The sequence below is a fragment of the uncultured Nostoc sp. genome (genome assembly GCF_937863485.1).
Classification (GTDB): Bacteria; Cyanobacteriota; Cyanobacteriia; order Cyanobacteriales; family Nostocaceae; genus Nostoc.
On record NZ_CALMFY010000119.1, the window covers coordinates 45,494 to 71,740 of the forward strand.

Genomic DNA, 26,247 nt, shown 5'->3' on the forward strand with positions numbered 1-26,247 from the left:
CCTATGCTCTATCAAGTGTTCCCTATTTTCAAGCCAGTAAGACTTATGCCTTGACAAAAAAACTAAATAATGGTGCATGGATTTGGAGCATCCAAGCTCGATTTTTGTAACTCTTTTTCAGCGATGTCTATGGTAAATGGTTGCCTATGCTACTGCTGGAGGATGATTGAAATCAGCCTGAAACTACTATTTTTGTGAATCCACACACTGATGAATTTGTAGAATGCTTAAAATTTAGATAGTCCTCAATACTTGCAAATCAATCAAAAAGAGAATTTTAATCAAAAATTCCTAATCCCCAAGGGTGACATTGATCTGTGTCGAAAGCGTCAACTTTCGGCGAATTTTTCTGCCCTCAAACAGCAGTAATAACTGAGAACTCAAAGTTACTCCAAAAATCAATTTAGGTAGGAAAAAGTAATGGTAAACATCATTGGAACCAAAGCAAATGATACCCTACAAGGCACTAACAGTGACGATACGATTAACGGCAAAGCCGGCAATGATACCATCACAGCTTATGAGGGCAAGGACACCCTGACTGGTGGCGGTGGCAACGATACATTTGTTTTCAATATAGGTGACGGCACTGATACCATCACTGATTTTAGTGGTGTCGGTAAAAAAATAAACCCAACACCAGCAGTCATTGGCGAAATTGATATCATCAAATTTCTTGGTGCTGGGTTGATTCCCCAAAATCTGCTACTTACGCAGAATGGCACAAGTTTGGAAATTAGCTTTGAAGGGCTAGTTCGCACAAAAGTTATCTTGAAAAACTTTAAACTAGAAGACTTGAATAACCTTAAAGCTTCTGGAACAAAACCAGCCATTGGTAATATCCTGTTTAATGGGCAAACTAGTATCACCGATAGTTTTAATGTCTTGGATGCTAACTCTGCTGCTACAAGCATCGGCATTAAGAACACAGTGACCTTCGCCAATGACCTAAATAACAATATTACGGGTTTAGATGACTCAAATGATGTGGTGAATGGTCAGGGGGGTAACGACATCATCAACGGGTTAAGTGGTGACGACTTGCTGCGGGGTGGTACGGGCAACGATACTCTCATTGGTGGTATCGGCAATGATACTCTTGTTGCTGGTACGAGGAATTACAGCCTTGATAGTACTGATGAGGATAACTCGAATGTTAACTATTCATTAGGTGATAACCTACTTGATGGTGGTGATGGCAATGATTTTCTCTCTGCCTCTGGTTACGTTGACTACTATACAAATGATGTTTATTATACTTCAGGCAATAATACCTTCAATGGTGGTGCTGGTAAGGATATTTTGAATGTTGACTCTTCAATAGGCAATAACACCCTTAACGGTGGCGCTGGTGCCGATATTTTGTATGCTCACGGTTCACAAGGCAAGAACTTACTCTCTGGGGGTGAAGGCAATGATCGTCTTGACACCTCTTACCTTACTATTAAATCGGGACACGGCTTTATTGGCTCCTCAGGCAATAATACGCTCAACGGTGGTGCTGGTGACGATACTTTGCTTGCTGAGTCTCCATTGGGCAATAACTTACTCTCTGGGGATGATGGCAATGATTATCTCTCCAGTTCTGGCGTTGATTATTATAGATCATTTTTCTCTTTTAGCTCTTCAGGTAATAACACGCTCAACGGTGGCGCTGGTAACGATACTTTGCGTGCTGAGTATTCAACAGGCAATAACCTCCTCTCTGGTGGCAATGGCAATGACTATCTCTCCATCTCTGGGTATTTGATCGAGTACTTCAACGGTGAAATTTTTGATGCCTCCTCAGGCAATAACACGCTCAACGGTGGCGCAGGTAACGATACCTTGCGTGCTGAGTATTCAACAGGTAATAACCTACTCTCTGGTGGCGATGGCAATGACTCCTTCTATGTAAATGCTAAATCTTCAGATACTGCCCCCTCTAATTTAGTGACTCAAACGGTAGATGGGGGTAAGGGTGACGATTTGTTGAGAGTCGATTACAGCAATGCTACAGGGGGGATCACAACAACATTCAATCCCACTACTAAAATTAGCTCTATTACGGCGGGCATCTCTTGCGTTAGCTACAAGAATATCGAACGATTAAATATCTCAGGTACAGCCTATGATGACAATATTGTGGGGAGCAATGCCAACGATACGCTCTCTGGGGGAGTTAGTGGCAAAGATACGATAAATGGAGGTAAGGGTGACGATTTATTGTCCGTCGATTACACTAATGCTACAGGGGGGATTATAACAACATTCAATCCCACTACTAACATTGGCTCAATTACGGCGGGCACGAATCTGGTTAGCTACAAGAATATCGAAGGATTAAATATTATAGGTACAGGCTACGCTGATAACATTGTGGGGAGCAATGGTAACGATACGATCAAAGACAGCTATGATGGCAATGATACGATTATTGGCGGTGCAGGTAATGATAGCTTGAGTGCTAGTGGTTCATACGACAATAACACCCTTAACGGTGGCACTGGTAATGATCACTTAGATATTGGAGATTCATCAGGTGATAATTTTTTGGATGGAGGCGATGGCAATGATACTCTTTCCGCTACAGATGCCTCTGGTAAAAATACTCTCGAAGGTGGTAATGGCAATGATATCCTCATAGGTGGCTACGGTAATGATAGTCTCTATGGAGGATCTGGTATTGATACCTTTGTTTTTAATACTTACGATCTACGTTCCAATACTGGTAATAGAGTTTATGACTTCAACGCCACTAATGACGTGATTTGGATATCGTTTGGTAGGGGGTTATCAACCGGTTCACTTTCAGCTAATCAGTTTCAGATCGGAGCATCTGCAACTACTAGCGATCAAAAATTTATTTACAACAACATTACTGGTGCATTGTTCTTTGATGAAGATGGGACTGGTGGGGGGTTCAGTCAGGTACAATTTGCACAATTATCTCCTGGGTTGCCACTAACCAACAACAACTTTGTAATTGTTTAAAACTGAGATCGAAATAAGCGAACGGAGAGTTATAACTTTTTACTTTTCACGTCATCTGGAAAACCTGACTTCCTATTCCTCTGAGGCCACATGCTACCCTGCGGGAACGCTAAGAGCGAATCAGTCGAGAAACCGCAGACGCTCTCTACGAGACGCTGCGCGAACGCAGGCTCGCTACCGCTGCGCTATGCGCGGCATCGTCTCCCCTTCTCCCAAAGGGAGAGGCTAACGCCTGCCGTAGGATGCCCAAAGGGGTGTAGGGAGAAGGGCGCAGTGGCTTTCCTAAAAAGAGAGAGGCTTTGATTTTTCCCCCTTCCCTACTATGGAAGCTTGCTCAAGGGTTAGGTTTGGCGTTGGTTTTTCCACATGAGGTGAAAAGTCAGATCATAACTTTTTCTAAAGGAGACGCAGAGAGTTTTGAATTATAAATAATTAGGCGGACGTGATATAACCTAAATCTTCATGGAATTTGGGCAACCTCTGGCAATATAAATTCAAGCTACATTAAATCAAACAACACCTTATCATGGTAGTTAGTAGTATTGATGTCTGATGTTTTCTTTTTTTGCCTTAAAAAAATATCAGATAAGTCATCTACTGCTTTGCTGACGGCAGAATCTGGAAGCTTGCACTGATTAATCTAATTGGAGAACGCTGATGTCAAAGGAAAGAAAAAGTAATAAAGAAGTTAAAAAACCTAAAAAAGATCCGAAAGACAAAAAGGATAAAAAAGACCCAAATAAATAGGACGATTTAAGTAAATACATTTAACGAAGACCAAGAGTTCATTTCCTAAAATTGACAATACTTCGTCCAGTAGCATTGAGTAGGATAAATTATTGTCAAAAATTTATTCACTCTTGGTCAAATCTTAAAATATGATAATTTAGGTTGGCAGCGCGTGCAATGTCTACGACGCGCTACTTCTGGGCAACTAAATTAGGCAGGAGTAAACTTCAGCGAAACACCATTCATGCAATAGCGCTTACCAGTGGGTGCAGGGCCGTCATCAAAAACATGACCCAAATGACCACCACAGCGACTACAATGTACTTCAGTTCTGGTCATAAACAACGACTTATCTTCAGTAATAGCGATCGCACCTTCAATTGGATTAAAAAAGCTAGGCCAGCCAGTACCACTGTTAAATTTGGTATCAGATGTAAACAGTGGCTGTTCACACGCAGCACAATAATAAGTGCCTTGGTCGTATTCCTTATCCAATGAACTGGTGTGAGGGCGTTCAGTCCCATGTTTACGCAATACATTAAACTGTTCTGGCGTTAAAATCGTGCGCCACTCTTGCTCAGGTTTGGTAACTTCAAATCCACTCTTAGAAGTTGTCATCTCTTTTGACCCCCAATTAATATACCTTGATAACAATGCGGTGCCGACTATTACTGCACTAGCCTGTAAAAAATAGCGTTTGTCCATATATCTATTATTTTCTATTTTCCGGTTAACTGGCCAATCAACTCCAGTACGGAATTCCCTACATTAATAACTATAATGGGTTAAGTAAACAGAAGATATGAGCATCATTCAGTACATTATTGGATGGTTGCAATGGAAAATGGTCAGCGATGAAATTCACGTTCCTCAAGAAGCGGCGTTGCTGATTGAGAAAAATTCTTCCACTCCCGATTCCTGGTGTGGGTTTAATGTAGAGTCTTTGGTGAGCCTGCTTGTACTTCCTTGAGCCTATGGGAAAGAGCTATACTTGGCTTGACAATAGCAGGGACAATTTTCTCACAAGCCATTCTTGCGCCCGATAAATTCCGTGCTGTTGGCCCGACCAGCATTGCAGCCAAGCCACCCATGATAAATAATTCACAACCAGGCCAACGCAGACAAGTATCTAAAACAGGCAAACCTTTAACAATCTTGATGGGATAAGTCTCTAAAATATCTTTTAACAAGGGTTCAAGTCGTGGCATCGAATTTAGTGCCAGTCGATAGCCAAATATAATCGCACTCATGTTGATTACCATCGCTACATTCCACGCGCCAATTTTCACCTAACCATTGGGCTTTTACTACTTGACAGTTTTCATCAATTCTGATTTTACCATGACGCACTTGTTTCCGTAGTTGTGTGGCGAGCGCAGGTGTCATGGAACCGCCATTTCTAGCTTGCTGAATCATCATTACTCGTTGCTCCCAATCTGATTGGGCAAAAAATCCCTTTAGGTACTTTGGCCCTAACCAACCTGGTTCAGCATCGAATAATTTTTCTGATAACTGACGCCGAATCATCAAATGAACCTCTGTACCGCGAGAAATAGCACCCACTGCCAAATGTCCACTCGTCAAGCCACCACCCACAATCAATACTCTCTTACCCATCAACTGCAATTTTCGTAAATCAATAGTTTGTGAGTGGCAAAGTCTATCTTGTGGCTAGGCTGTCTGAATCTGGTTTACCCAATCAGGTATTTGAATTTGAGCGCTACTCATTGTCAACACTACCCGCCGTGCAATGACTTCTTGTCCGTCTTGCAAGCAGAGGCAAAATCGGAAACGCAAATGATCTCTTAAGGGTTCAATACTCTTGACTGCTAATGGAATAACTTGCTCTTGCAACTGCCGAACTCGAATTACATCCTGACAAAAATCCTCAAATAATTGCGTTCCTGGTAAATCATAAGGGGGAAATAACTCATTAGGACGAGATTGAGCAAATTTCCTTAAAGCAAAAGGGTTTGGGTCGGGATGGTGGACGGCAGGGGAGCGTAAATTAGGGATTTCCAAAGCTCTAAATTGGTGTTCCCATTGACTCATCCATCTGCCACTAGGGTCAAATACTAAAAATTTCCCCCTGATTCTTTGCCGTTTTTGCAGCAGATGGGTAGTCAAGGTCAGAGCATGAGGCCCAGCACCAATAATCGCCAGGTCAATTGTTGCGGGAACAGTGGTCGTAAATTCCATTGCTGGAGAAACAATCTAGTTTTGGTGATAATAGTTATCATTCTCTCTTGGTCAGATCAGACCAGCAACGTGATTCTGAAAATAGGGGATTGGGACTGGAAGTGGGACAAGCAGAATAACCAATGCCCAATTTTTTTGATCGCCACCTGAGCGAACACGGCTTAATATACATTGGTTTCATAGGAATACCGTAGTTTTATAAAAAACTTCTTGCTTGCTGAAGTGGAATATGTGATACTTTAAAGCGAGAAACAAAGCACGGTATTTCTATCGAATTACCGTAGTTTAAAAGGACAAGACTCATGCAGCTACTATGGTTCATCCCAACCCACGGCGACGGACGTTACCTTGCAACTGCTACAGGCGGACGGGCAGTAAGCTTTGCTTATCTGCGACAGATTGCCCAAGCGGTGGATGACCTTGGTTATACAGGGGCATTGTTGCCTACTGGCCGCTCTTGCGAAGATGCTTGGATTGTAGCGTCAACGCTGGTATCACTGACACGACAGATGCGTTTTTTGGTGGCGATTCGTCCCGGCTTGGTATCACCTGGAGTGGCAGCGCGGATGGCGGCGACCTTTGATCGCCTCTCTGGTGGACGGTTGCTGATTAATGTCGTCACAGGGGGCGATCCCGTGGAGTTGGCGGGAGATGGCTTGCATTTGGATCACGATCAGCGCTATGAATTAACAGATGAATTTTTGACAGTATGGCGAGCGATCGCCAGTGGTGAACAAGTTAATCTTCAGGGCGACTATCTCAATATTCAGGATGGTAAGCTGCTGTTTCCACCCGTCCAGAAGCCATATCCGCCCTTGTGGTTTGGCGGTTCCTCTGCGATCGCTCAAAAAATCGCTGCCAAGCATGTAGATGTCTATCTAACTTGGGGCGAACCACCGGCGCAAGTAGCCGAGAAGATTGCATCGGCTCGCAGACTTGCTTTATCAGAAGGTCGGACTTTGCGGTTTGGGATTCGCCTACATGTGATTGTGCGCGAAACCGAGAGTGAAGCTTGGGATGCGGCAAATCAATTGATTAAGTATGTAGATGACGAGGCGATCGCTAAAGCCCAAAAAGCTTATGCTCGGATGGATTCAGTTGGACAACAGCGGATGACCCAATTACACCACGGTAATCGTGAGGCATTAGAGATTAGCCCGAACTTGTGGGCAGGAGTCGGTTTGGTACGGGGTGGTGCGGGAACGGCCTTAGTAGGCGATCCCCAAACCGTAGCTGCCAGAATGTTGGAATATGCAGATTTAGGCATTGAGTCCTTTATCCTCTCTGGCTATCCCCACTTAGAGGAAGCTTATCGAGTTGCAGAACTTCTATTTCCCCATTTGCCCTTAGAGAATTTGCCAGCAGTGGAGAAACAACATGTATTAAGTCCATTTGGTGAAATTGTCGCAAATGAAGATTTCCCTAAGCAACAGCCTCAGCAAAGAGCAACGTCCATATCCTAGTAGATAAGAATTAGGAAATTACCAACCATGTTGCACCAACAAATTGACCAAAAGATTTCTGAAACACAAGCGTGGGCATTGCGTCGTCAGTTGGGGATACCTAATAATAAACGCTTGTGGGTGCTAGCTTGCATGGACGAACGTTTACCTGTGGACAAAGCATTAGGAATTGGTGAAGGAGATGCTCATATTTTCCGTAATGCCGGGGGGTTAGTTACGGATGATGCTATTCGGTCAGCGATGTTAACTACACAGTTTTTTGGCACAAGAGAAATCATCGTCATTAACCATACCGAATGTGGCATGATGACAGCATCAGGAGACTTTCTCAGTGAGGTATTGCGAAACCAAGGTATTGACGTGGATCAAGTTACGATCGATCCTGCTTTGCCAGAGTTGAAGCTAGCAAAAGGCGTTTTTTCCAAATGGATTAAAACGTTTACTGATGTGGACAAAATCTGCACACAGCAGGTGGAATTGCTGCGTAATTCTCCTTTAATTCCCCAGGATGTAGTTATTCATGGTTACATCTGGGAAGTAGAGAGTATGACTTTGCGCCGTCCCTACAAACGTCTGAGTGAAAAGGTCAACACAGCAGAAGCTATGAAGACCGAAACCACAAAACACACTGAACCCGTTTTATAAATTGGGAGTTCAATTGAATGACAAATATTTTAGCGATCGCTGGTAGTCCAACTCATCCCTCTAGAACCTATGGTGTTGTCGAATACACTGCCAAGCTTTTACAACAAGAAGGCTTGCATGTAGACATTATTTCAGTTCGGGATTTGCCTGCTGAAGATTTAGTTTTTGGACGATACGACAGCCCTGCTTTGGAACAGCCAAAAGCTTTGCTAGCAAAGGCAGATGGTGTGATTATTGCCACCCCAATCTACAAAGCTGCTTACACAGGAGTGCTCAAAACATTTCTAGATTTGCTGCCACAAAAATCATTGACAGGTAAACCCGTGTTACCAATTGCCCTTGGTGGGACGCTCGCTCACTTATTGGCAATTGAATATGCTCTTAAACCTGTCTTATCTGAATTAGGAGCGCGGCATATCCTAGCTACTGTTTATGCGGTAGACAAACAAATTCAACGACAAGCTGATAACAGTGTCGTATTAGATGAGGAAATTGAGCAAAGACTCAAAGACGTTCTCAAAGAATTTGTTAAAGCTGTAGAATATGATGCCGCAGCGCCTCAAGAATTGGTTCATGCCAATTAACTAATCAAGTTTATACCTCCGTTTACTTGTAGCAGAGGGGTAGTTTTACCCATCTGCTACCTTTCTTTAAAATTACTCTCAGAAATTACACTTTTATAAAGATATTTAAATGAATAGACTACGCCTAAACCTCGCTTCCATTCCTCTCTAGTCTATTCAACTAATACCAATTCAATTAATGATTGCAACACATCCTTGGGTGAAGTGAAGACGCGATGAATCGCGTCTCTACAAATGGTCTATTTGTCGCATTCTTTTTTTAAATTGGTATAACACCGCTATAATTTTTGATTTTTCCCATATATAGCGATTCTCATTTAAATGAGATCCAAAGTAGGACATGGCAATGCCGTGTCTTACCTTGTATCTGTATTTATCTGTGGTTAATTATTTTTTCTATACCTTATGCTGGCGGGAACCCATAGTGGCGGAACGTTCCTCTGGAAGAGTTGGGAGGAATTTATCTAGGCTATTTTTGAGCAAATGATCACAGCAGTTTTTAACACTCCCACGCAGCCTGAAAAAAGTCGCGTTCGCAAAACATAGCATAACGATAGGTTGAATGCACAACAGAATTAGTAGTGGCATAATTGTCAACCAAACTTTCTAATTGTTGTGTTGGTTGTTGAAAGTCTGCACTGCTATAAGTACGAATCCAGTCTGCATATTGATGATTAGGAATGCCGTTATCAGCTAATTGTTCTCCCAAAAAGGCATACAAACGCATACACGGAGACATCGCCGCAGCAGTTAAACCCACATCTCTACCCCAAGCAGTTGCTAACAAAAAGTCAGTATAGCGGCGGGTGGTGGCTCCTGGTTCCACAGAATCCAAATTAATTCCCCACTGGGAAGCATAGCCACTATGCATCCGCAGTTCTTCTAAAGCTTCACTAGCTAGGTTATGAAATGTGGTGAAACCTAACCAGTCTGGTGCTTTAGCTGCGGCGATACTATACGCACGGGCAAAAGCTTCTAAGAAAAAAGCATCTTGCCCTACGTAGTAAGCAAATTTCGCCTGCTCAAGAGTACCATCGCCAATGCCTTGAACGAAAGGATGCTTTAGGCAAGCTTGGGCTAAGTCTTGATTTGCTGCCCATAATTCGTTAGATAAAGTCATTTGTCATTTATTATTTGTCATCTGTTATTATCCCTCTGTTCTGTGAACTCTCCCCCTCAAAAAGGTAAGAACTGAAGCAAGACTGAGCCAAGACTTCCCAAAAAGTCAACAAAACTGGGTTTACCAGCGCTTACCTTCTCATTTACAGGTGTTTGCAGTTCTTTAATAAAAGCCTGGGCTGTTTGCGTTCCAGCGGTATTGTTTTGGGATGTAAACAATTTTTCAGCAACTTGGGCATCTTTGAATGCACCTTGTCTATCCAGTATTTGGTAACAGGCAACACCACGAGCTAAATAAGCACCGGCATATTCTGGTTTAATAGCGATCGCCTGATTAAAGTAACTGATTGCTTGCTGTTGGTTACCTTTTTGTGCTTCTGCTACACCCAAAGCATAAAATTCTTCTGGTGAAGCAATTTGTGATGGTATACCAACTGCGCCTTGGAAGTTAGCGCCATTTAAGTAAGCACCAGTCAATTCTGCATTTGCTAGATAGGTATTTCTTAAATCAGCACCCGCCAAATTTGCCCCACTAAACTTAGTTTGGCTTAGGTTAACACCAAATAAACTCGCGCCACTCAAGTTTGCACCCCGTAAATCAGCACCGCTCAAGTTTGCCCGGCTGAGGTTAGCACCTGTGAGATTAGCACCACTCAAATTGGCTCCAGATAAGTCAGCCATCACTAAACCTGCACTGGTTAAATCACAGTTTTGACATTGTTTGGTTGCCAATAACTGTCTAACGTGTTCAGAATTTGCTGCTTGTACGGTTGTTGTCAAACTAATCGTGGTTAAAAAGGCAGCTATGACTAAAATTTGGTTTTTCATATTCGCGTAATATTTATTACTCAATATTCAACATTAACTGAGACGGATTTATACCTCAGCCTATGATATGAGCAATCTGAACAGTTTGCCCTCTGTAGTTGCCTATATCACTTGTAAATTTGAGTAAACACTCACTGGTTGTGCAAGTTGACTATCTTCTAATTATTTATGCCTAGCTACTTATTTGTTCTTCAAGGGTCAGACCTTGACCTTGCTGTAGTACTTTTTGATAATTAGACATAAAATTTACACTTCTACTTCTTTGGACTTTAAGTCAAATATACACAGATTGCATTTCTTGATTCTACAAAGAAGCCATGTCTAACGACAAGCCGCTATGCGTCTGTGCCTGGTGCTAATGTGATCTCACTCAGGAGTAAAAACAGAGATTTGCTCGTGTATGCCCTGATTTTAAATATATATGAGACTATAGAAACATTAAGACAGTCAGAAAAACGTGAGTCAGCAAGACAAACTCTTAGAAAAAATCCTCTCTGGGACTTCTGATACAGACATCCCTTTCGCACAACTGTGGCAACTCTTATATACACTAGGCTTTGATGAACGGATTCGTGGCGATCATCGGATTTTTGTCAAAGCCGATGTTCAGGAAATATTGAACCTGCAACATAAAAGAGGAAAAGCCAAAAGCTATCAAATCAAACAAGTTCGTGCAGTAATTATCAAGTATAAGCTAGGAAGTAAAAATGATATTTCGTTATGAAATTATTCTCTACTGGAGTGAATTAGATCAAGCCTTTATTGCTGAAGTACCAGAATTATCAGGCTGTACTGCTGACGGCGAGACTTATCAAGAAGCCCTACACAATGTAGAAGTAGTTGTGCAGGAATGGATAGAAATAGCTAAGGATTTAGGGCGTCCAGTTCCTGAACCTAGACCGCGTTTGATGTACATCTAATTGATACACAAGCCAAGGGCAACTGATTTTTTAGCATCATCATAAATGTATGACTCCTATTTGATTTTTGAACAAGACTACGAGAAAATACGTAGGAGTATAAATGATACAATTGGGTTAATCGTCCATCTTGGCATATGCGTAAAACCATTTGAGTGAAGCGGTGTTACCAGCAAATAGAAAGCTACGACAACAATTAAAAGCAGATTTAGATGGACTGACAAAAATTCCAGATTACTCTGAAAGATATTAAAGCCAGACAGTACACCCTTTTTTTAGCCTTGCTCCCTCTACTCTCTTTCTTCACAACTTAGACTTTAGTAATTGCTGGTACATCACTTCCCGAATGAGCATTTCCTTATACAGCATGAGTAAAGACTGCTTGGCTTCTTCACAAGACAACGTCTGCACTTTGTCGCTAAAGCTTCGGATCGTAAATTCTTGCTCTAAAGATAATTTAAATGATTGATTCATTCTTGGCTCCTATGCCTAATTAAGTCGAAAACTATAAGGTTAATGAGAATAGGCTTGTTACATCGGTTGTAGTAAAAAATTATTTGAGATATGAAATGTAAATAAGTTTTCAATCTCTAGTAATCTAGCATTACAGATATTTGTTTAAAATCATGTTTTAGCTAAGGTTTGAGATGTATAAGATGAGTGTATAAGTAGTTTATTTTTCCAAAAATTAGTAAATTTAGAGTAAAGTCTGACATTTTGTATAACTTTTAGTGAACAGCATAGTAATTACATATAAAAGATAAAAATTAATAAATAGTAATAAAACTTTAATATCTGAGATTAAAAGCGGGTTTTTGTCTGATGGTGAAGCGATCGCTTCACGGATCACTCGCCAGGATTCAAGGAGTTAAAAAGCTTTCGCTCATAAGGGGTGGACACAAGAAAATTTGGCTTTTGAAGTCAACTTCAAAAGCCAAATTGGTTGGCTGTTTTTTAGTAGGCATTCGGTTGAGCGTCATATCTTTATAGAAATTTGTTCTGTGTTGCTGTTGAATTGGTGAGAGATTGCTACCAATCCGCCGACAGAATTCTTGGAACTAGAAGAATACGCCCCAATACGCTTGGGTTAAGGAGAATTGTAGGTTGGGTTGAGGAACGAAAACCAACATTTTCAGTGGTTTGTTGGGTTTCACTTCGTTCAACCCAACCTACGCGGTTTATGGTTTTTGACGCTAACCCAAGCGTATTGGAATACGCCCAGCCCCCTGTCCTAGATATTGACACCTTAGTACAACAGGTGCGATGTCTACGAGGGGCTATTCGGCGTCGCAACGCTTTGAAAAAATTCAAAACCAGTGCAGCACCTTGCAGTTATTAGATATTAGCCACCCCGTTAGAATCGATAGCAGTCCTAAATCATTCGTGAAAAGTTAGATCCCCAACAGCTTTTACGAAGTCGGGGATGTGGACAGCGCTAAATCTAATTGAAAAGGTTAGTTACTGGCAACCTTACAAATCACCATAAGATGTGATTTGTATTTGTCAGTATTATATTGAATAAGTTGTAATCCAGAAGATTCTATTTCTTGCAAAAGTTTAGGAATTTCATACTTATGATGTCGCCAAATAGTAATTTCTTCACCTTCAGATATTTCTATTTTCTTATCTATCCCCATCTGACTGAAATTTATAATATAATTATGACGAAATTTCATATTAGCAACTATACTATCTGTTTTTAAATCATATTTTCTCACCAATTCACAATCTTCAGATTTAATCCCAATATTATTTTTAACCCATCCATATATTTCCTCTACATGATACTTGCAGCCACCTCTGACGTTTCCATCCCATTGAGAGTTAGAACCAGTTTCATTAGTGAACACCAGAAAATCATTTTTTCCCATGCTATCTCTAAAGTTTTTGAGTACCTCATCTCTATTTTGATGATTCCCAATAGTAACACCTAAGTGGAAAAATATTTTTGCTGTGTCATCCATTTCAAGGCCAGCTTGATTTTGAAATAAAACTTTAGGTATACTACTATTTTCTATGTCAATCGTCGAACTGATAAATTCAATGAGAGGAAACCATTTTCTAAAATTATTTTTGGATAAATGAAGCAATTCATCGCTAATATCTAAGGCAATATATTTATTAACCTTTCCCAATTTATTAAGTCTTTGAATAAAATTTTTAACTGGATATGAATTTCCTGCACCAACGTCTACAATATTTACTTTTTCGCCACTTTTAATATTGTCATTAAAGTATTTAAAGTTCTTCTTTAAAAGGTCAACTTCTACACTTGATGTCCGATACCATGTAGGAATAATATATTTTAGATAAAAATCATTCCAGATTTTTGCGCCTCTACCTTTATAAGAATACTTTAGAGGTATTTCTCGTCTGATTTCTAATGCATGAATTATCCCTATAACTTCTTCCTCAGAAAAAAGAGAGTAGAACTCAGAACTTGGCTTTGCTGTGCGACTGATAGCAGTTGAGATATCCGATGGAAGTTGGGAATTGCTATGAAAATTTTGAGCCATTATTCTTGTTCTTTGCTTTTCTGAGGTATTTAAATGGATTAAGGCGTATTTTGAAACTACTCGTTTAGACTCTTAACTTTTTAAATCCTTCTTAAAAAGGAGGACTTTAAGAGACTCTGAGCAAGCCTTTTAAAGGGAGGTTAGGGGAATCTAAGACTTTGAAAACACCCCCTAGCCACAATGCTTGCTAAAGAGGTATTTTCCCATGCCACTGTCCCAAAATTCGGAATTTCTACCACAAATAGGAGAGTTGCTCTCTATCCTACATTCCCCACTGTCAACTGGCGGATTGGTTTTTACAATCAAAATAGGAGATAATTTTTCAATGATACAGGGGTAAATACCATTGGTTCAGCAACCAGAACTCCAGGAAACTTCGTCGATACGGTCAATCCAGCGGGTGCTTGAGAGTTTAAGCACTTACCGATGGACTTCGCTAGGAGCATTGGCCAGCCTGTTGCTGTTGACGATCGCAAACGCAGTTACCCCACAACTATTTCGGTGGGGAATTGATCAGGGCATCATCAAACAAAATTTACAAATTGTGCTATACAGCGCCGCCTGGATGGTACTCGCCGCGATCGCTCGTGGTTTATTTAACTTTGGACAAAGCTATTTGGCAGAAGCGATGTCTCAGGGTGTGGCCTATGACCTGCGAAACAAAATTTTTAGCAAAATTCAAAATCTCAGTTTCAGTTATCATGACCAGGCGCAGACTTCCCAACTGCTAACTCGTGTCACCAGCGACATTGAGCAGATCCGCACCTTTGTTGGCACTAGCTTAATTCAGGTCATCGGTTCAGTTGTGACATTGGTGAGTATTTCAGTGATTTTGCTGGTGATGAACTGGCGATTAGCATTGATTACCCTGACAGTAGTGCCCCTATGCGGATGGTTGATGGCGCAATTTATTACCCGGAATGATAAACTTTTTCGGCAAGTACAAGAGCAACTGAGCGACCTCAATGCTGTATTGCAAGAAAACTTACTAGGAATACGGGTAGTGAAAGCCTTTGTGCGGGAGTCAACTGAAAGGTCGCGTTACACGACCCTGAATGATGGTCTAGTCAGGGCAAACATGAAGACCATTAGCGCCATCCGTAATACCTTTCCGTTAATATTTTTACTGAGTAATTTGGTAACACTGGCAGTTTTCGGCTACGGAGGAGCGCAGGTGATTGGGCGCAGATTTTCCATTGGCGAACTGGTGGCGTTTAACTCCTACCTAGCGTTAATTCTCCAACCTATTTTGTTGATTGGATTTGCTGCACCTGCGATCGCTCAATCAGCTGCTTCTGCGGAACGGGTTTATGAAGTTGTAGATGCAGAGATAGAAATTCGTGATCGCCCCGGTGCTGTCCCATTTGACACCACCGCTGGGAGAATCACCTTTGAAAATGTTTCGTTTCGCTATCCAGGAGCGACAACCGAAGCTCTTAAAGAAGTTTCCTTTGAAACGAAGCCTAACGAGTTGATCGCCGTTCTAGGGATGACTGCTTCGGGAAAAAGTACAATCATGAACTTAATTCCCCGCTTTTACGATGTCACAGGGGGAGCAGTTCGCATTGACGGACGAGATGTAAAAGATTTGACGCTCAAAAGCCTTAGATCGCGTATTGGCATTGTATTTCAGGAAACCACCCTCTTCTCTGGCACAATCCGCGAAAATATTGCCTACGCAAAACCCAATGCAACTCTAGAGCAGGTGATTGAGGTTGCAAAAACCGCACAAATGCACGATTTTATCAGTAGTCTACCCGATGGCTACGAGACGATCGTGGGTGAACGGGGCGTGGGCTTATCTGGTGGACAAAAACAACGAATTGCGATCGCTCGGACTTTACTTACCGATTACAGCATTCTGATTTTGGATGATAGTACCTCGGCAGTCGATGCCAAGACTGCTGCCCAGATTCAAGCCGAACTGGATAAGTTAATCCACCAAAAAGCTTGTACAACTTTTGTAGTAGCTCAACGTATTAGCACCGTCAAGAATGCCGATCGGATTTTTCTTATAGATAAAGGACGATTAGTGGCACAAGGCACCCATGAGGAATTGATGCAAACCAGCCCGCTCTACGGTGTGATTTTGGAATCTCAGGTTAAGGTGAAGAAACAAATGATCTTAAATTAGCACAAGTAGTCCAATACAGTTCAGTTAAGCATTTCTTCCTTCTCTTCCTTCTCTTCTCTACGAGAGGCTACGCCCTAAGCGAAGCTATGCCGCAGGCTTTACGAGACGCTACGCAAATGCGTTCTTTTCTACTAGACCAGAGACGAATGCGTCCTTCTGGTGCGGACGCTGTGTGTACCCCTACGGTGATCTTGCTACAGGTAGTGTCTGTCTGCGACACGCTGCGCGAACGTAGAGATGGCAGTAGCCTGGGCGTCTACGTTAAAAAAATTGACGAGGAGGAATTAAGCCTTAACCCAACGTATTGATAAATAGTCTTGCTTAAGATTTTTATAACAGCGAATAAAGACAAAGACTTTTAATCCAAAATCCAAAATCTAAAATCCAAAATTGGTATGAGAGGCACAGTTACCGTTGTTGCATCTGAGCAGGCGAGTCAGCAATTTTCCACCCTGCGGCGCTTTTTGCAATACCTGCTACTTTATCGCAAAGATATTCCCATCGCCTTGACATTAGTATTTATTGGTGCTTTAACCCAGGCAATTGGGCCGTTTTTCATCGGTTGGTCGATTGATCACCTAATTGCCCAAGGCAATTTGCAAGGACTGCTGGTGTTATTAGGACTACTAGCGCTGAACTATGGACTTGGAATCTTGGCAATCCGGGGTCAAATTATTCGAGTCGGCTGGATTATGCAGCGATTGCTGGCTCAACTGAGGCAAGATATTTTCACTAAAATCCAAAGTCTGCCACTCAGCTTTTTCGATCGCAGCGAAGCAGGCGATTTAATGAGCCGCCTGCTGAATGATGTCAATACTGTAAATCAGGCATTTGGACTGACGATCGCCCAAATGCTGGGCAACACTTTCAGTTTGGTCGGCATAATCATTGCTATGCTCTCAATCAACCTGCAACTCGGTTTGTTAAGCAATCTGGTTGTGCCACTGATGATTTTTACCACAAGCTTGTTTGCGCGTTGGGCAAGAGCCAGGTTTCGTGTTACGCGACAGACTATTGGGGAGCTTTCCGCCAAGTTAGAAGAAGATATTGGTAGCGTCAGAGAAGCACAGGCATTTAATCGTGTACAGATGAACATCGCAGAATTTGACATTCTCAACGCTGCCAATCGTGATGCTAACGTCGATGCTGTAGCAATTACTTCGGCCTTTTTGCCCTCGATCGATTTTCTCAACACACTAGCAACGGCAGCCGTGCTGGCCTATGGTGGCTATCTTGCGGTCACTGGAGGTGCAACCGTGGGTGTGGTGACATCTTTTTTACTTTATGTCCAGCAATTCTTCCGCCCGATCCAAATTCTCAGCCAGTTTTACACCCAAGCTCAATCTGCCTTCGCCGGATTAGAGCGAATCTTTCTATTGCTAGATGAACCGTCAGAACTCAAAGACGCACCCGATGCGACAGAAATGCTGCCTATTCAGGGTGAAGTGACATTTGAAAATGTCAAGTTTGGCTACAACCCAGATCAATTGGTTCTCAAAGGGGTGAATTTGCACGCCTATCCAGGGCAGATGGTTGCGTTAGTAGGGCCGACAGGTTCGGGAAAAAGTACGATCATTAACTTGATTTTGCGCTTCTACGATGTATCTGGCGGTGCAGTGAAAATTGATGATGTTGATGTGCGTAGCGTGACTCAAGCAAGTCTGCGGCGTCAAATTGGCATCGTCCTGCAAGACAATATTCTGTTCAGCGGTACCGTTGCCGAAAACATTGCTTTTGGCGTTCCTTACGCCACCCAAGCTGATATCGAAGAGGCTGCACAACTAGCAAATGTGCATGAGTTCATTACCTCACTGCCACAGGGTTATACAACTCAATTGGGTGAACGGGGCGCTCCCCTGAGCCAAGGACAACGACAACTGATCAGTATTGCCCGTGCGGTGTTGATTAACCCCCAAATTCTGATTCTTGATGAAGCCACCAGCAGCATCGATACCCGCACAGAAGCGCTAGTACAAACTGCGATCGCCCGCTTGCTGCAAGGTCGTACCAGCTTCGTGATTGCTCACCGCCTCAGTACAGTTACTCTGGCAGATCAGGTATTAGTAATTCAGCAGGGACAAATTGTAGAGCAGGGTACTCACGCCGAACTCATCGATCAGCAGGGTGTCTATGCGAATCTCTATGCCCTACAACTGGGTGCAGCAGACACAATGGTTCTCCAAAACTGAAAGTAAAATATATATAGCTCGAATTTCTCAATTGCCAGCAAAGAAATGAACCTACCTAACCTCGATTCACAAACCATCGATCGCATTATTGAAATGGCATGGGAAGATAGAACATCTTTTGATGCCATTGAGGCTCAGTTTGGGCTGCTGGAGAAACAGGTAATTGCCTTAATGAGGCGGGAAATGAAAGAATCTAGTTTCAAGATGTGGCGAGAGCGAGTCACCAAACGCAATACAAAGCATTTATCTAAGCGAGAATTTATTGCAGGTCGGTTTAAATCGTCCAATCAAAAAACGTAAGTAATTGGGTAAGTGATCGCTTTTTTATGATGTGTTCAATCAAAATATCGTCCAGAACCATCAGAAGCTAAAATACTTTAAAAGAAATAAGCCTGCGGCAACGCGAAGCGTGAACGCAGGCATCGCTTGCACCAATTGAGTGAAAACTACCAAATTCACCAAGCACAATGACGAAAGTTACACTTTACATCGCAGCTAGTTTGGATGGCTACATTGCTCGTAGCGATGGTGGAATTGATTGGCTATCAATCCTTGATACAGAAGGAGAAGACTACGGTTACGCTGCTTTCTACGAATCTATTGATGCTATTGTCTTGGGCAGCAATACATATGAAGTAGGACTTAGTTTCGATCAATGGCCTTATCCGGGGAAAAAATCCTTCGTTTTCACCCAGCGCCATCTCCTATCTGACCGCGAGGACGTTGTGTTTGTTTCGGACACAGTAAAGCATGTCTTAGCAAATATGGAGGCTCAAGGTTTGGAAAATATCTGGCTAGTTGGTGGCGGAGCATTAATCAATTCGTTTCTTCAGCACAGCTTGATTGACGAATATATTATTTCAACTATTCCAATTATCTTAGGTGGTGGTATACACCTTTTCCCACCAGCTAGCCCTGAAGAAAAATTGGAGCTGATTGACTCAAAACAATATCCTAGTGGTTTACTCCAATCACATTATAGGCAAAAAGGAAAGGGTTAAAAATTTATAATTGTGTTTCAAATGGTAAGAAGTCCGAGGGTCGGCTTGCGAGGCTCGGAACTTCGGGGAAGTTAAACTCCACCTGAAACGTGACTGCCGTTATTAGGCATCAGGTATAAACCCTGTTTAATTATGAATTACCATTTACGTTGAAGCAACCTCAAGAAGCTTCTGAACAGCGTTGCTGAAGTCTTCGTAAGGAGAAACTCCCACGATGGTTTCTGCTAAAGTACCATCTTTGAAAATTAAAACTGCTGGAATACTGCGAAGACCGAATTTTTTGAAAATCGGCTTGTTGCTGTCAACGTCTACCTTAACGACTTTGGCGCGACCTTTGTATTCCTGGGCAAGTTGATCCATTAACGGACTGATCAGGCGACAGGGGCCACACCAAGTAGCAGTAAAATCAACAACAACGACTTTCTCTTCACTTCCAGTTAAAACAGTATCAAATTCACTTTCTTCAACGTAAGCAACTATCTGAGTATCAGTAGACATTTTTTTATTCCTTAGTGTCAAACTAAAATTTCAGCAAAAAGCTAACTATACAAACTATACTCCTTTCTGGCTGTCAGATTTACCAGTCACCTAGATTGGGAAACCCGCGCAACTGACTTTTGCTTGGTAGCGTGGATTTAATAACCTACAATTTTTTTACGTAGGGTACGTTAGCGATCGCATAACCCACCCTCACAACCTACCTAATTCAAAAATCTCATACCTTCAAGGCGTGGAGGTATCAATAGTCATCCTGCTGATCAAACAGTTCTAACAACCCAATTGTGCCTACAAAAAAAGTATAAGTAGCATATTTTATTGGCATCTTTTTTCTTGAAGATGCATAAAAAGCTGCTATAATGCTTTCTATAAAATGGCTCGTCATCGCAAAACGCTCAATCCAAAAAATTGGATTAAGACTGCTTGGTAAATGACTATTAGTTATTACTGCATAAATATTCCACGATTCCAATCCAATTGCGCTTGTTATAAGCACTGTAGATATAATTTTTACAAAGGTAAAAATGTTTCTCTTTATAAACTTTAAGTCCATTCTATTAACAAAAAAATGTTTAACATATCTATAAGACTTGGTGAAGTAACAGATAAGTTAATGCGTCTTATCTAAAAATTCTCCCGAAATCAACCAATCTTATATCATAATTTACATTTTTGTAAAAGCCTGTAAATATATCGATATGGTGTATTAAGCCAATATTCCCAAACTATTGAGAATGGATTTGTGGAAAAAACTATGCAATTTTGCCGTTTGAGGATTTCTCATGAAAAGTCGGGAGCATCCCAAATGTGTAAAAATATAATTTGTCATTGCGAGCAAAACACAGTGTTCGCAAAGCGTCTTGTAGAGTTAGAGTACGCTTCATTCGCAATTGACTTTTAACGATTTTGGTAAATTTGCTTGCTATTGGGATGCTCCCTAAAAGTCTCTTGCTTCGCAGAATATAACGGTTCCCACATGGGTAAGGTACAGAAAAAATAATTAACCACAGATGAACACAGATACAAGGTAGGGACACGGCAATGCCGTGTCCCTCATTAAAATGAAAATCGCTATAGAGCAAAATTGCATTAAGCGTCCGATTCAATGCCCTAAAGACCCCGAAAAAATCAACTACTCAGGCAAGGAGAAATGCCATACCCCTAAACACTACTAGTCAAAAGATTAAATCACCAGATATTTAAAAAATCATAAAAGTGTGGAACAATACATAGGTGGTAAATTTAATTGCACTCTATAGATTGATAGGAAATGTAAAGCTATGATTGCTCAACATTACAATAATTCAATTCATGTTGAAAACAACTTGCTTAAACAAATCAAAATTAAAGAAAATCAGCTAAAAATTGCCCAAGAATCTAATCTGCTCTATGTAGCAGAAGGATTACAAGATGAATTATTAAAGTTACAGCGTCAATTATCAGAGCCGCAAGACGCTGAAATCCAAGCGTTGATGAGTTTACTAGACGATTAAGATTGTAAATTTGTGTTGCAAAGTTTATTCAAAACATAAAATCTCTGTTAATAGAAAGCAGAGCATAGTGATTGTGATGCCTGGGGGTGGGTTTAGGCAAACGTTTTTTTAACAATCGATGCCTTGGGATTAGTACTGAGAGTTTTGGTTACTGTTACCAGTATGGTGAGGGTGTTCGTGTTAGCGTCCCGTAGGGAAGGAACATCCGCGAAAAATTATCAAGCATCAAGTTACACCAAAGCTGCTGAACCTGTATATTCTTTGAGAATTCCCAAAGAATTACTACTCGAACTGATCAGCGTGTCACAAACTATATAGCAATCCTAAATGAGTTGTGAAAATGAACGAACCGCTAACGCGCAGCGTCTCCAAGAGTTGCCGCCAAGAGCGCCAAAAAAAGAAAAAGAAGTTTTCACATATGATTTAGGACTGCTATATAAGGAACGAACCGCAAAGGGCGCATACTCCTACGGAGAAGCAAGCTACGCGCAGCGTCTCGTAGAGAAGGACACAAAGAAAGAAAGAAAGAAAATTTGGCGCACCCTCACAAAGAAATGGTATAAGTCCAAATGTAGCCTAAACTGGCGATATTCGCAGTAAATAGTCACGATTAAGAGCCAGCCAATCAAAAAATCGAAAAGACATAGCTGTTCTTTCTTTTGAAGTGGATGGAAAAAGTGGTTTATTCAACACACTACTTTTGATTTCCGCACTCTTCAGATGTACAGAGTTTTTTCAAAAATCAAATAGAAGTCCTATAGAAGAATGATAATTATTACTTAGATAAGATGTTAGGGTTTTGCTGGGTCTGTGGTATTTTTGTCTGTGGTACTAAATCAATCTTAAGAACAGGTTTAATTGAGCGCAGTTGCCCTTGCCTAAGAATTTGAATTTCTCTCTCAAGAGAATCTTTTCCTTGCCTAAAAAAGTCTTGAGAATTATATGGAACCAAGTCACGGGATAAATGTTGAGCTTGTGCTGGAGTCAAACTAGGGAGGGGTTGTTGAGCATTGGCAGAAGTTTGTACAACCAGCAAAAAAGCTGTTGAAACTACCAAGGGTTTTATTTTTATAGAGCCGATGAATATCGAATTCAACATGATTGATACATTTATTGGATGAATGCTGATTCAAACCATCTTGTGTTGGTCTGCCTATTAGCAAAGTACACTTATTGGCTTACTAATTACCTCCCACAATTGGATGAATTAATTACTAGAAACTGAGCAAGGTACAAATGATATCAAGCTGATGAAGATTAATTAGCTCAATAGTAAAAATGCTTGCTTGTCTCTTAACATAAACAGAGAAAACTTGAGACCAGCGGTATAAATCAGTATGATAGAAGATTGGCGGATCTCGTCACTACCTTTGGATTGGTTGTCGGTAGATCCATTAGGTTGATCCAACCTCAACGTCTCTGTTGTAGAACTGTTATTCATCGAAAGTCGGCAGGAAACTCCATCTCCTTGTGGGTGGAGTTTTTTATAAAGGTGATGCCAACTCTTGGAGACGCTATGCGTAGCAAGATCCCCGTAGGGGTACGGCGGCTACGCCTACGCTAAGACAATAAAGATGTTCGCACAACGGAGGTCTAATACTAATCTGATAGACTATCTTAAATTTGAAATTATAAAAGCTGGTAGCCCAGGGCTAATAACTAACTATGAGTAAAGCCTTATTCTGTATCGAAAATCTGCGAGTTGCTTATCCTCACAGAAATGGAGAAGAAGCAAGCTGGGCGGTTGATGATGTATCTTTGAGCTTGCAACCAGGTGAAAGAATGGGATTGGTGGGAGAATCTGGTTGTGGTAAGTCAACTATAGGACGGGCAGTAATGCGTTTACTACCAGCCTCTAGTCGTATTCAGGGACAGGTGACATTTCAAGAACAGTCAGTGTTTGACTTGACGCCTAACCAGTTGCGGAAATTTCGGGGAGAGGCGATCGCCTTAATTTTTCAAGATCCGATGACACGCCTCGATCCGCTGATGACGATTGGTAAGCATTGTATCGAAACCCTTCAGGCGCACTCACCAGAATTATCAACGCGATCAGCCAAAAAAAAAGCACTTGCTACCTTGGAAAAGGTGAATATTCCGGCTAGTCGCTGGAATCAGTATCCCCATGAGTTTAGCGGTGGAATGCGCCAACGGGTAGCGATCGCCTTAGCTTTACTCCTCAACCCCAAGTTAATTGTTGCCGATGAACCCACCACCAGCTTAGATGTCACAGTTTCCGCGCAGATATTGAAAGAATTAACTCGTCTGTGCGGTGAAGAAAACATGGGATTGTTGCTGATTTCTCACGATTTAGCAATGGTGGCTGAGTATTGCGATCGCATTGGCGTTATGTACAACGGCAAGATGGTGGAAATGGGTTCTACAGAAACTGTATTTAGACATCCTCAACATGAGTACACGCGATCGCTCTTAAAAGCAGCTTTACACATTCAAGCAGTAAATGATAGTGGAGAATTGATAATTGTCAATGATGAACAAAAGCAATTACCAATTATTAATAAGCAATCCCCAATTTTGAGTCTGACTGAACTCAAGCAATATTACACCATCGAACCTAACTTTATCGAACGACTATTGAACACACAAACACAGACAATTAAAGCAGTAGATGGTATCAACCTGGATCTTTATTCAAAAGAAATTCTCGGCTTAGTCGGGGAATCAGGTTGTGGTAAAAGTACGCTCTCACGAACAATCTTGCAACTAATTCGTCCCACGAGTGGCAAAGTTGAGTTTTTAGGACAGGATTTAACTAGACTGTCGCGCCAAGAAATTCGCTCCTCACGGCGACAAATACAAATGGTTTTTCAAGACCCCCATGCTTGTCTCAATCCAGCGATGACAGTGGGACAAAGTATTGCTGACCCTTTATTTATCCACAATCTTGCCGATCCCGTTAAGGCAAAAGAACAGGTTTTGTGGATGCTAGAGAAAGTCGGGTTAACACCGCCAAAAGTCTATTATGAGCGTTATCCATCAGATTTGTCTGGTGGACAACAGCAAAGAGTTGCGATCGCTCGTGCTTTGATTACTCACCCTAAACTTTTAATCTGCGATGAACCTGTGAGTATGTTAGATGCTAGTGTGCAGTCGCAAGTGCTGGATTTGATGTTGCAATTAAAGGAAGAGTTTGAGTTAACTTATCTGTTCATCACTCATGACCTTTGTTTAGCTCGATTTTTGTGCGATCGGATTGCCGTGATGAATAGCGGTAAAATTGTGGAACTCGGTCTGACAAAAAATATTTTTGCTAATCCTCAGCATCCTTATACCAAAACCTTACTAGCTGCTGCTCCATTACTAGCACGCGCTTAACTAAATTAAGATGAGGAGTTATAAGTTTTAAATTCCTAACTCCTAACCGGAGGCGGAGCGTCTCCGGCTCCGCTCCTAACTGTTAATTATCTTCCCTTCCCTCAAGTAATTTAGTTGTTTCTCCACTCGAACCATATAGCTCAACGAATCTTTTAAACAGCAATGCTGTCTCGTGATTTGAAGTCCTGCTTAAGTTGAATAAACGCTCTATCTTTTTCTCACCTAAAGCTCTTAGATACGGCAAATCTTCAAAGAGTGTTAAACAAGAAGCAAAATGCAATATTATTTGTAATAATGGTTTTGGCCACTCTAGGTCACTATAAATGTCTATAAATAGCTGATGTTCTGAGTCATTTAAGGGGAAAGCATTAAATATAACAATTATTCTTTTCTGATTATAGACTGGAATACTCAGTTCAATAGTGTAGGGAGTATGTAATATTAAATCCACCTCCACAGTCGGTTGTCGCCAAATCCTCAGAGGATTACCTGGCGAATCTAATATTGTTTTAAACTTGATTATCCCACCGCTATTTGTGGTTTCAAAATGGCTAATATTAATAATTTTAAGATTATTAAGGCTAAATCTATGAACTGTTTCTAAATGTTTTAAATTCAAGAGATGATAGATTTGGCAAATATAAGGAAACGGTAAAATGTACTCCTGACTAATCATGTGAAGCTTTTTTAATTGAAGCTTGTTAGCTTGCGTCCGATCGAGATATTCTTGATATTGGCTGGGCGCTAAATCATTGCTATTGAAGCTTTCCTCAGGCTTAAGATATAGCCAACTAATAAAAAAGAAAGAGGCTGTAAATAGCTGAAATATTTCTAAAGGAGATAAATAACCATCAGCAAATGCAGCTATGCTTCTATCGGTTATTCCGAAAAGCCAAGATGGAATACCAAATACCCAGATATTACTTTTAATTTTATCTATAAAAAGTGCTATATCGACATTTGAGACATTGCTATCTTGATTTATACTTAATTCATCAGTTTTTTTCAAACAATTAGTAAACATAATATGGAAGTTTTACTTGATACTAGTAATTCATAAAGTTAAGATTTGTATTAATTCTAAATACCAATATATAGTTATAACCTCTGTCTTTAGATGTATATACGAATTGGATTGATTCATATCGACTGAAAATAAATTCTCATGAGTCTGGCTAAAAAATTCAAGCCATTGTTTGATGTAATCCTAAATCCTATGTATATCCAGCCAGAATAAAATTATTTGTAACTCTTGCTCTTATAAGGATTCGACATTGTATTCTCTAATGAATAAATTCAAAGTAACAACTTTGCTAATATATTTCTGCTAGCTGAGATCAAAAATTGAAATTATTTCACCTTTACAAAAGCGGTATATAGATATTTAGACAGGACTTACGCAAAGATAGCCAAAAAGCTTAATTTCTCGTAGACACGTAGTGACTTGCCGCAGGCTACCACGAACGCCAACGCGCAGCGTCTCATTGAGTTGAGAAGCATTCGTAGAGTGTGCGTAAGTCCTATTAGAGAAAAAAGTTTATTTTTCCTGATATGAGAAAATTTTCTAAGTAATTAATGTAAAAATATACTTATATAAATAAATACACGAACTAACTGAGA

At 41.0% G+C, this 26,247-nt stretch carries 22 protein-coding genes and 1 pseudogene; 13 read left to right on the forward strand and 10 right to left on the reverse strand.

Features of this window, described 5'->3' with window-relative positions; all coding sequences use genetic code 11:
- Positions 1 to 420: 420 nt before the first annotated feature.
- Positions 421 to 2,973, forward strand: a complete 2,553-nt coding sequence (locus Q0541_RS16140; protein WP_366941888.1) for a calcium-binding protein — start codon at positions 421 to 423, stop codon at positions 2,971 to 2,973.
- A 939-nt stretch (positions 2,974 to 3,912) separates the two neighbouring features.
- Here Q0541_RS16140 and msrB read toward each other — a convergent pair.
- Positions 3,913 to 4,407 (reverse strand): peptide-methionine (R)-S-oxide reductase MsrB, encoded by a 495-nt coding sequence (gene msrB, locus Q0541_RS16145; RefSeq protein WP_298911822.1) that lies wholly within the window; start codon positions 4,405 to 4,407, stop codon positions 3,913 to 3,915.
- A gap of 97 nt (positions 4,408 to 4,504) precedes the next feature.
- On the opposite strand from msrB, the gene Q0541_RS16150 reads away from it, so the two are divergent.
- Complete coding sequence (locus tag Q0541_RS16150) at positions 4,505 to 4,672, forward strand: hypothetical protein (RefSeq protein WP_298911825.1); 168 nt, start codon at positions 4,505 to 4,507, stop codon at positions 4,670 to 4,672.
- Here the strand turns inward: Q0541_RS16150 and Q0541_RS16155 are convergent.
- Positions 4,632 to 5,901: pseudogene (locus Q0541_RS16155) on the reverse strand (FAD/NAD(P)-binding protein). The gene Q0541_RS16150 and the pseudogene Q0541_RS16155 overlap by 41 nt on opposite strands.
- 302 nt (positions 5,902 to 6,203) lie before the next feature.
- On the opposite strand from Q0541_RS16155, the gene ssuD reads away from it, so the two are divergent.
- The 3 genes from ssuD to ssuE are packed head-to-tail and all read left to right on the forward strand — an operon-like array spanning position 6,204 to position 8,593.
- Positions 6,204 to 7,364 (forward strand): FMNH2-dependent alkanesulfonate monooxygenase, encoded by a 1,161-nt coding sequence (gene ssuD / locus Q0541_RS16160; protein ID WP_298911827.1) that lies wholly within the window; start codon positions 6,204 to 6,206, stop codon positions 7,362 to 7,364.
- A gap of 27 nt (positions 7,365 to 7,391) precedes the next feature.
- Entirely contained in the window at positions 7,392 to 8,009 is a 618-nt protein-coding gene (locus Q0541_RS16165) for a carbonic anhydrase (protein ID WP_298911830.1), read from the forward strand.
- Between the two features lie 17 nt (positions 8,010 to 8,026).
- Positions 8,027 to 8,593 carry an NADPH-dependent FMN reductase gene (gene ssuE, locus Q0541_RS16170; protein WP_298911833.1) on the forward strand — a complete coding sequence of 189 codons (567 nt, stop codon included), beginning with the start codon at positions 8,027 to 8,029 and terminating at the stop codon, positions 8,591 to 8,593.
- 499 nt (positions 8,594 to 9,092) lie between these two features.
- Here the strand turns inward: ssuE and Q0541_RS16175 are convergent, their stop codons facing one another.
- Both Q0541_RS16175 and Q0541_RS16180 read right to left on the reverse strand, forming a co-directional pair.
- Entirely contained in the window at positions 9,093 to 9,713 is a 621-nt protein-coding gene (locus Q0541_RS16175) for a TenA family protein (protein WP_298911836.1), read from the reverse strand.
- 56 nt (positions 9,714 to 9,769) lie between these two features.
- A complete protein-coding gene (locus Q0541_RS16180; protein ID WP_298911838.1) occupies positions 9,770 to 10,540 on the reverse strand; it encodes a pentapeptide repeat-containing protein in 771 nt (256 codons plus the stop codon).
- A gap of 457 nt (positions 10,541 to 10,997) precedes the next feature.
- Here Q0541_RS16180 and Q0541_RS16185 point away from each other — a divergent pair, with 457 nt between their 5' ends.
- Together Q0541_RS16185 and Q0541_RS16190 are read left to right on the forward strand one after the other, a co-directional pair.
- Complete coding sequence (locus tag Q0541_RS16185; protein WP_298911840.1) at positions 10,998 to 11,264, forward strand: type II toxin-antitoxin system HicA family toxin; 267 nt, start codon at positions 10,998 to 11,000, stop codon at positions 11,262 to 11,264.
- Positions 11,248 to 11,460: a type II toxin-antitoxin system HicB family antitoxin gene (locus tag Q0541_RS16190; protein ID WP_298911843.1), complete on the forward strand. Its 213-nt coding sequence runs from the start codon at positions 11,248 to 11,250 to the stop codon at positions 11,458 to 11,460. The genes Q0541_RS16185 and Q0541_RS16190 overlap by 17 nt, the downstream gene beginning before the upstream one ends.
- A 303-nt stretch (positions 11,461 to 11,763) precedes the next feature.
- Here the strand turns inward: Q0541_RS16190 and Q0541_RS16195 are convergent, their stop codons facing one another.
- Both Q0541_RS16195 and Q0541_RS16200 read right to left on the reverse strand, forming a co-directional pair.
- Positions 11,764 to 11,934: an NblA/ycf18 family protein gene (locus Q0541_RS16195; RefSeq protein ID WP_298911846.1), complete on the reverse strand. Its 171-nt coding sequence runs from the start codon at positions 11,932 to 11,934 to the stop codon at positions 11,764 to 11,766.
- 980 nt (positions 11,935 to 12,914) lie between these two features.
- The gene (locus Q0541_RS16200) at positions 12,915 to 13,976 is read right to left on the reverse strand and encodes an L-histidine N(alpha)-methyltransferase (RefSeq protein ID WP_298911849.1); all 1,062 of its coding nucleotides are present in this window, start codon (positions 13,974 to 13,976) and stop codon (positions 12,915 to 12,917) included.
- A gap of 346 nt (positions 13,977 to 14,322) precedes the next feature.
- On the opposite strand from Q0541_RS16200, the gene Q0541_RS16205 reads away from it, so the two are divergent.
- From Q0541_RS16205 to Q0541_RS16220, 4 genes are all read left to right on the forward strand, one after another.
- Complete coding sequence (locus tag Q0541_RS16205; protein ID WP_298911852.1) at positions 14,323 to 16,110, forward strand: ABC transporter ATP-binding protein; 1,788 nt, start codon at positions 14,323 to 14,325, stop codon at positions 16,108 to 16,110.
- A gap of 395 nt (positions 16,111 to 16,505) precedes the next feature.
- Entirely contained in the window at positions 16,506 to 18,299 is a 1,794-nt protein-coding gene (locus tag Q0541_RS16210) for an ABC transporter ATP-binding protein (RefSeq protein WP_298911855.1), read from the forward strand.
- 45 nt (positions 18,300 to 18,344) lie between these two features.
- On the forward strand, positions 18,345 to 18,599 hold the full coding sequence (locus Q0541_RS16215; RefSeq protein ID WP_298911858.1) for a TIGR03643 family protein: 255 nt from the start codon (positions 18,345 to 18,347) through the stop codon (positions 18,597 to 18,599).
- 167 nt (positions 18,600 to 18,766) lie between these two features.
- Complete coding sequence (locus tag Q0541_RS16220; protein ID WP_298911861.1) at positions 18,767 to 19,300, forward strand: dihydrofolate reductase family protein; 534 nt, start codon at positions 18,767 to 18,769, stop codon at positions 19,298 to 19,300.
- Between the two features lie 144 nt (positions 19,301 to 19,444).
- Here the strand turns inward: Q0541_RS16220 and trxA are convergent, their stop codons facing one another.
- Complete coding sequence (trxA, locus tag Q0541_RS16225; RefSeq protein ID WP_298911864.1) at positions 19,445 to 19,798, reverse strand: thioredoxin; 354 nt, start codon at positions 19,796 to 19,798, stop codon at positions 19,445 to 19,447.
- A gap of 241 nt (positions 19,799 to 20,039) precedes the next feature.
- Complete coding sequence (locus Q0541_RS16230) at positions 20,040 to 20,351, reverse strand: hypothetical protein (RefSeq protein ID WP_298911867.1); 312 nt, start codon at positions 20,349 to 20,351, stop codon at positions 20,040 to 20,042.
- Positions 20,352 to 21,078: 727 nt separating this feature from the next.
- Between Q0541_RS16230 and Q0541_RS16235 the strand changes: the two genes are divergently transcribed.
- Entirely contained in the window at positions 21,079 to 21,291 is a 213-nt protein-coding gene (locus tag Q0541_RS16235; protein ID WP_298911870.1) for a hypothetical protein, read from the forward strand.
- Between the two features lie 775 nt (positions 21,292 to 22,066).
- Here Q0541_RS16235 and Q0541_RS16240 read toward each other — a convergent pair.
- Positions 22,067 to 22,390, reverse strand: a complete 324-nt coding sequence (locus Q0541_RS16240; protein ID WP_298911873.1) for a hypothetical protein — start codon at positions 22,388 to 22,390, stop codon at positions 22,067 to 22,069.
- A gap of 566 nt (positions 22,391 to 22,956) precedes the next feature.
- On the opposite strand from Q0541_RS16240, the gene Q0541_RS16245 reads away from it, so the two are divergent.
- Complete coding sequence (locus Q0541_RS16245; RefSeq protein WP_298911876.1) at positions 22,957 to 24,627, forward strand: ABC transporter ATP-binding protein; 1,671 nt, start codon at positions 22,957 to 22,959, stop codon at positions 24,625 to 24,627.
- Between the two features lie 82 nt (positions 24,628 to 24,709).
- On the opposite strand, the gene Q0541_RS16250 is transcribed toward Q0541_RS16245, so the two are convergent.
- On the reverse strand, positions 24,710 to 25,651 hold the full coding sequence (locus Q0541_RS16250) for a hypothetical protein (RefSeq protein ID WP_298911879.1): 942 nt from the start codon (positions 25,649 to 25,651) through the stop codon (positions 24,710 to 24,712).
- Between the last annotated feature and the right edge of the window lie 596 nt (positions 25,652 to 26,247).

Bases quoted from the DNA above. Each gene is read 5' to 3' on its own strand.
- Q0541_RS16140 (WP_366941888.1), top strand. From the start codon at position 421: ATGGTAAACATCATTGGAACCAAAGCAAATGATACCCTACAAGGCACT.
- msrB (WP_298911822.1), bottom strand. From the start codon at position 4,407: ATGGACAAACGCTATTTTTTACAGGCTAGTGCAGTAATAGTCGGCACC.
- Q0541_RS16150 (WP_298911825.1), top strand. From the start codon at position 4,505: ATGAGCATCATTCAGTACATTATTGGATGGTTGCAATGGAAAATGGTC.
- ssuD (WP_298911827.1), top strand. From the start codon at position 6,204: ATGCAGCTACTATGGTTCATCCCAACCCACGGCGACGGACGTTACCTT.
- Q0541_RS16165 (WP_298911830.1), top strand. From the start codon at position 7,392: ATGTTGCACCAACAAATTGACCAAAAGATTTCTGAAACACAAGCGTGG.
- ssuE (WP_298911833.1), top strand. From the start codon at position 8,027: ATGACAAATATTTTAGCGATCGCTGGTAGTCCAACTCATCCCTCTAGA.
- Q0541_RS16175 (WP_298911836.1), bottom strand. From the start codon at position 9,713: ATGACTTTATCTAACGAATTATGGGCAGCAAATCAAGACTTAGCCCAA.
- Q0541_RS16180 (WP_298911838.1), bottom strand. From the start codon at position 10,540: ATGAAAAACCAAATTTTAGTCATAGCTGCCTTTTTAACCACGATTAGT.
- Q0541_RS16190 (WP_298911843.1), top strand. From the start codon at position 11,248: ATGATATTTCGTTATGAAATTATTCTCTACTGGAGTGAATTAGATCAA.
- Q0541_RS16195 (WP_298911846.1), bottom strand. From the start codon at position 11,934: ATGAATCAATCATTTAAATTATCTTTAGAGCAAGAATTTACGATCCGA.
- Q0541_RS16200 (WP_298911849.1), bottom strand. From the start codon at position 13,976: ATGGCTCAAAATTTTCATAGCAATTCCCAACTTCCATCGGATATCTCA.
- Q0541_RS16210 (WP_298911855.1), top strand. From the start codon at position 16,506: ATGAGAGGCACAGTTACCGTTGTTGCATCTGAGCAGGCGAGTCAGCAA.
- Q0541_RS16215 (WP_298911858.1), top strand. From the start codon at position 18,345: ATGAACCTACCTAACCTCGATTCACAAACCATCGATCGCATTATTGAA.
- Q0541_RS16220 (WP_298911861.1), top strand. From the start codon at position 18,767: ATGACGAAAGTTACACTTTACATCGCAGCTAGTTTGGATGGCTACATT.
- trxA (WP_298911864.1), bottom strand. From the start codon at position 19,798: ATGTCTACTGATACTCAGATAGTTGCTTACGTTGAAGAAAGTGAATTT.
- Q0541_RS16230 (WP_298911867.1), bottom strand. From the start codon at position 20,351: ATGGACTTAAAGTTTATAAAGAGAAACATTTTTACCTTTGTAAAAATT.
- Q0541_RS16235 (WP_298911870.1), top strand. From the start codon at position 21,079: ATGATTGCTCAACATTACAATAATTCAATTCATGTTGAAAACAACTTG.
- Q0541_RS16240 (WP_298911873.1), bottom strand. From the start codon at position 22,390: ATGTTGAATTCGATATTCATCGGCTCTATAAAAATAAAACCCTTGGTA.
- Q0541_RS16245 (WP_298911876.1), top strand. From the start codon at position 22,957: ATGAGTAAAGCCTTATTCTGTATCGAAAATCTGCGAGTTGCTTATCCT.
- Q0541_RS16250 (WP_298911879.1), bottom strand. From the start codon at position 25,651: ATGTTTACTAATTGTTTGAAAAAAACTGATGAATTAAGTATAAATCAA.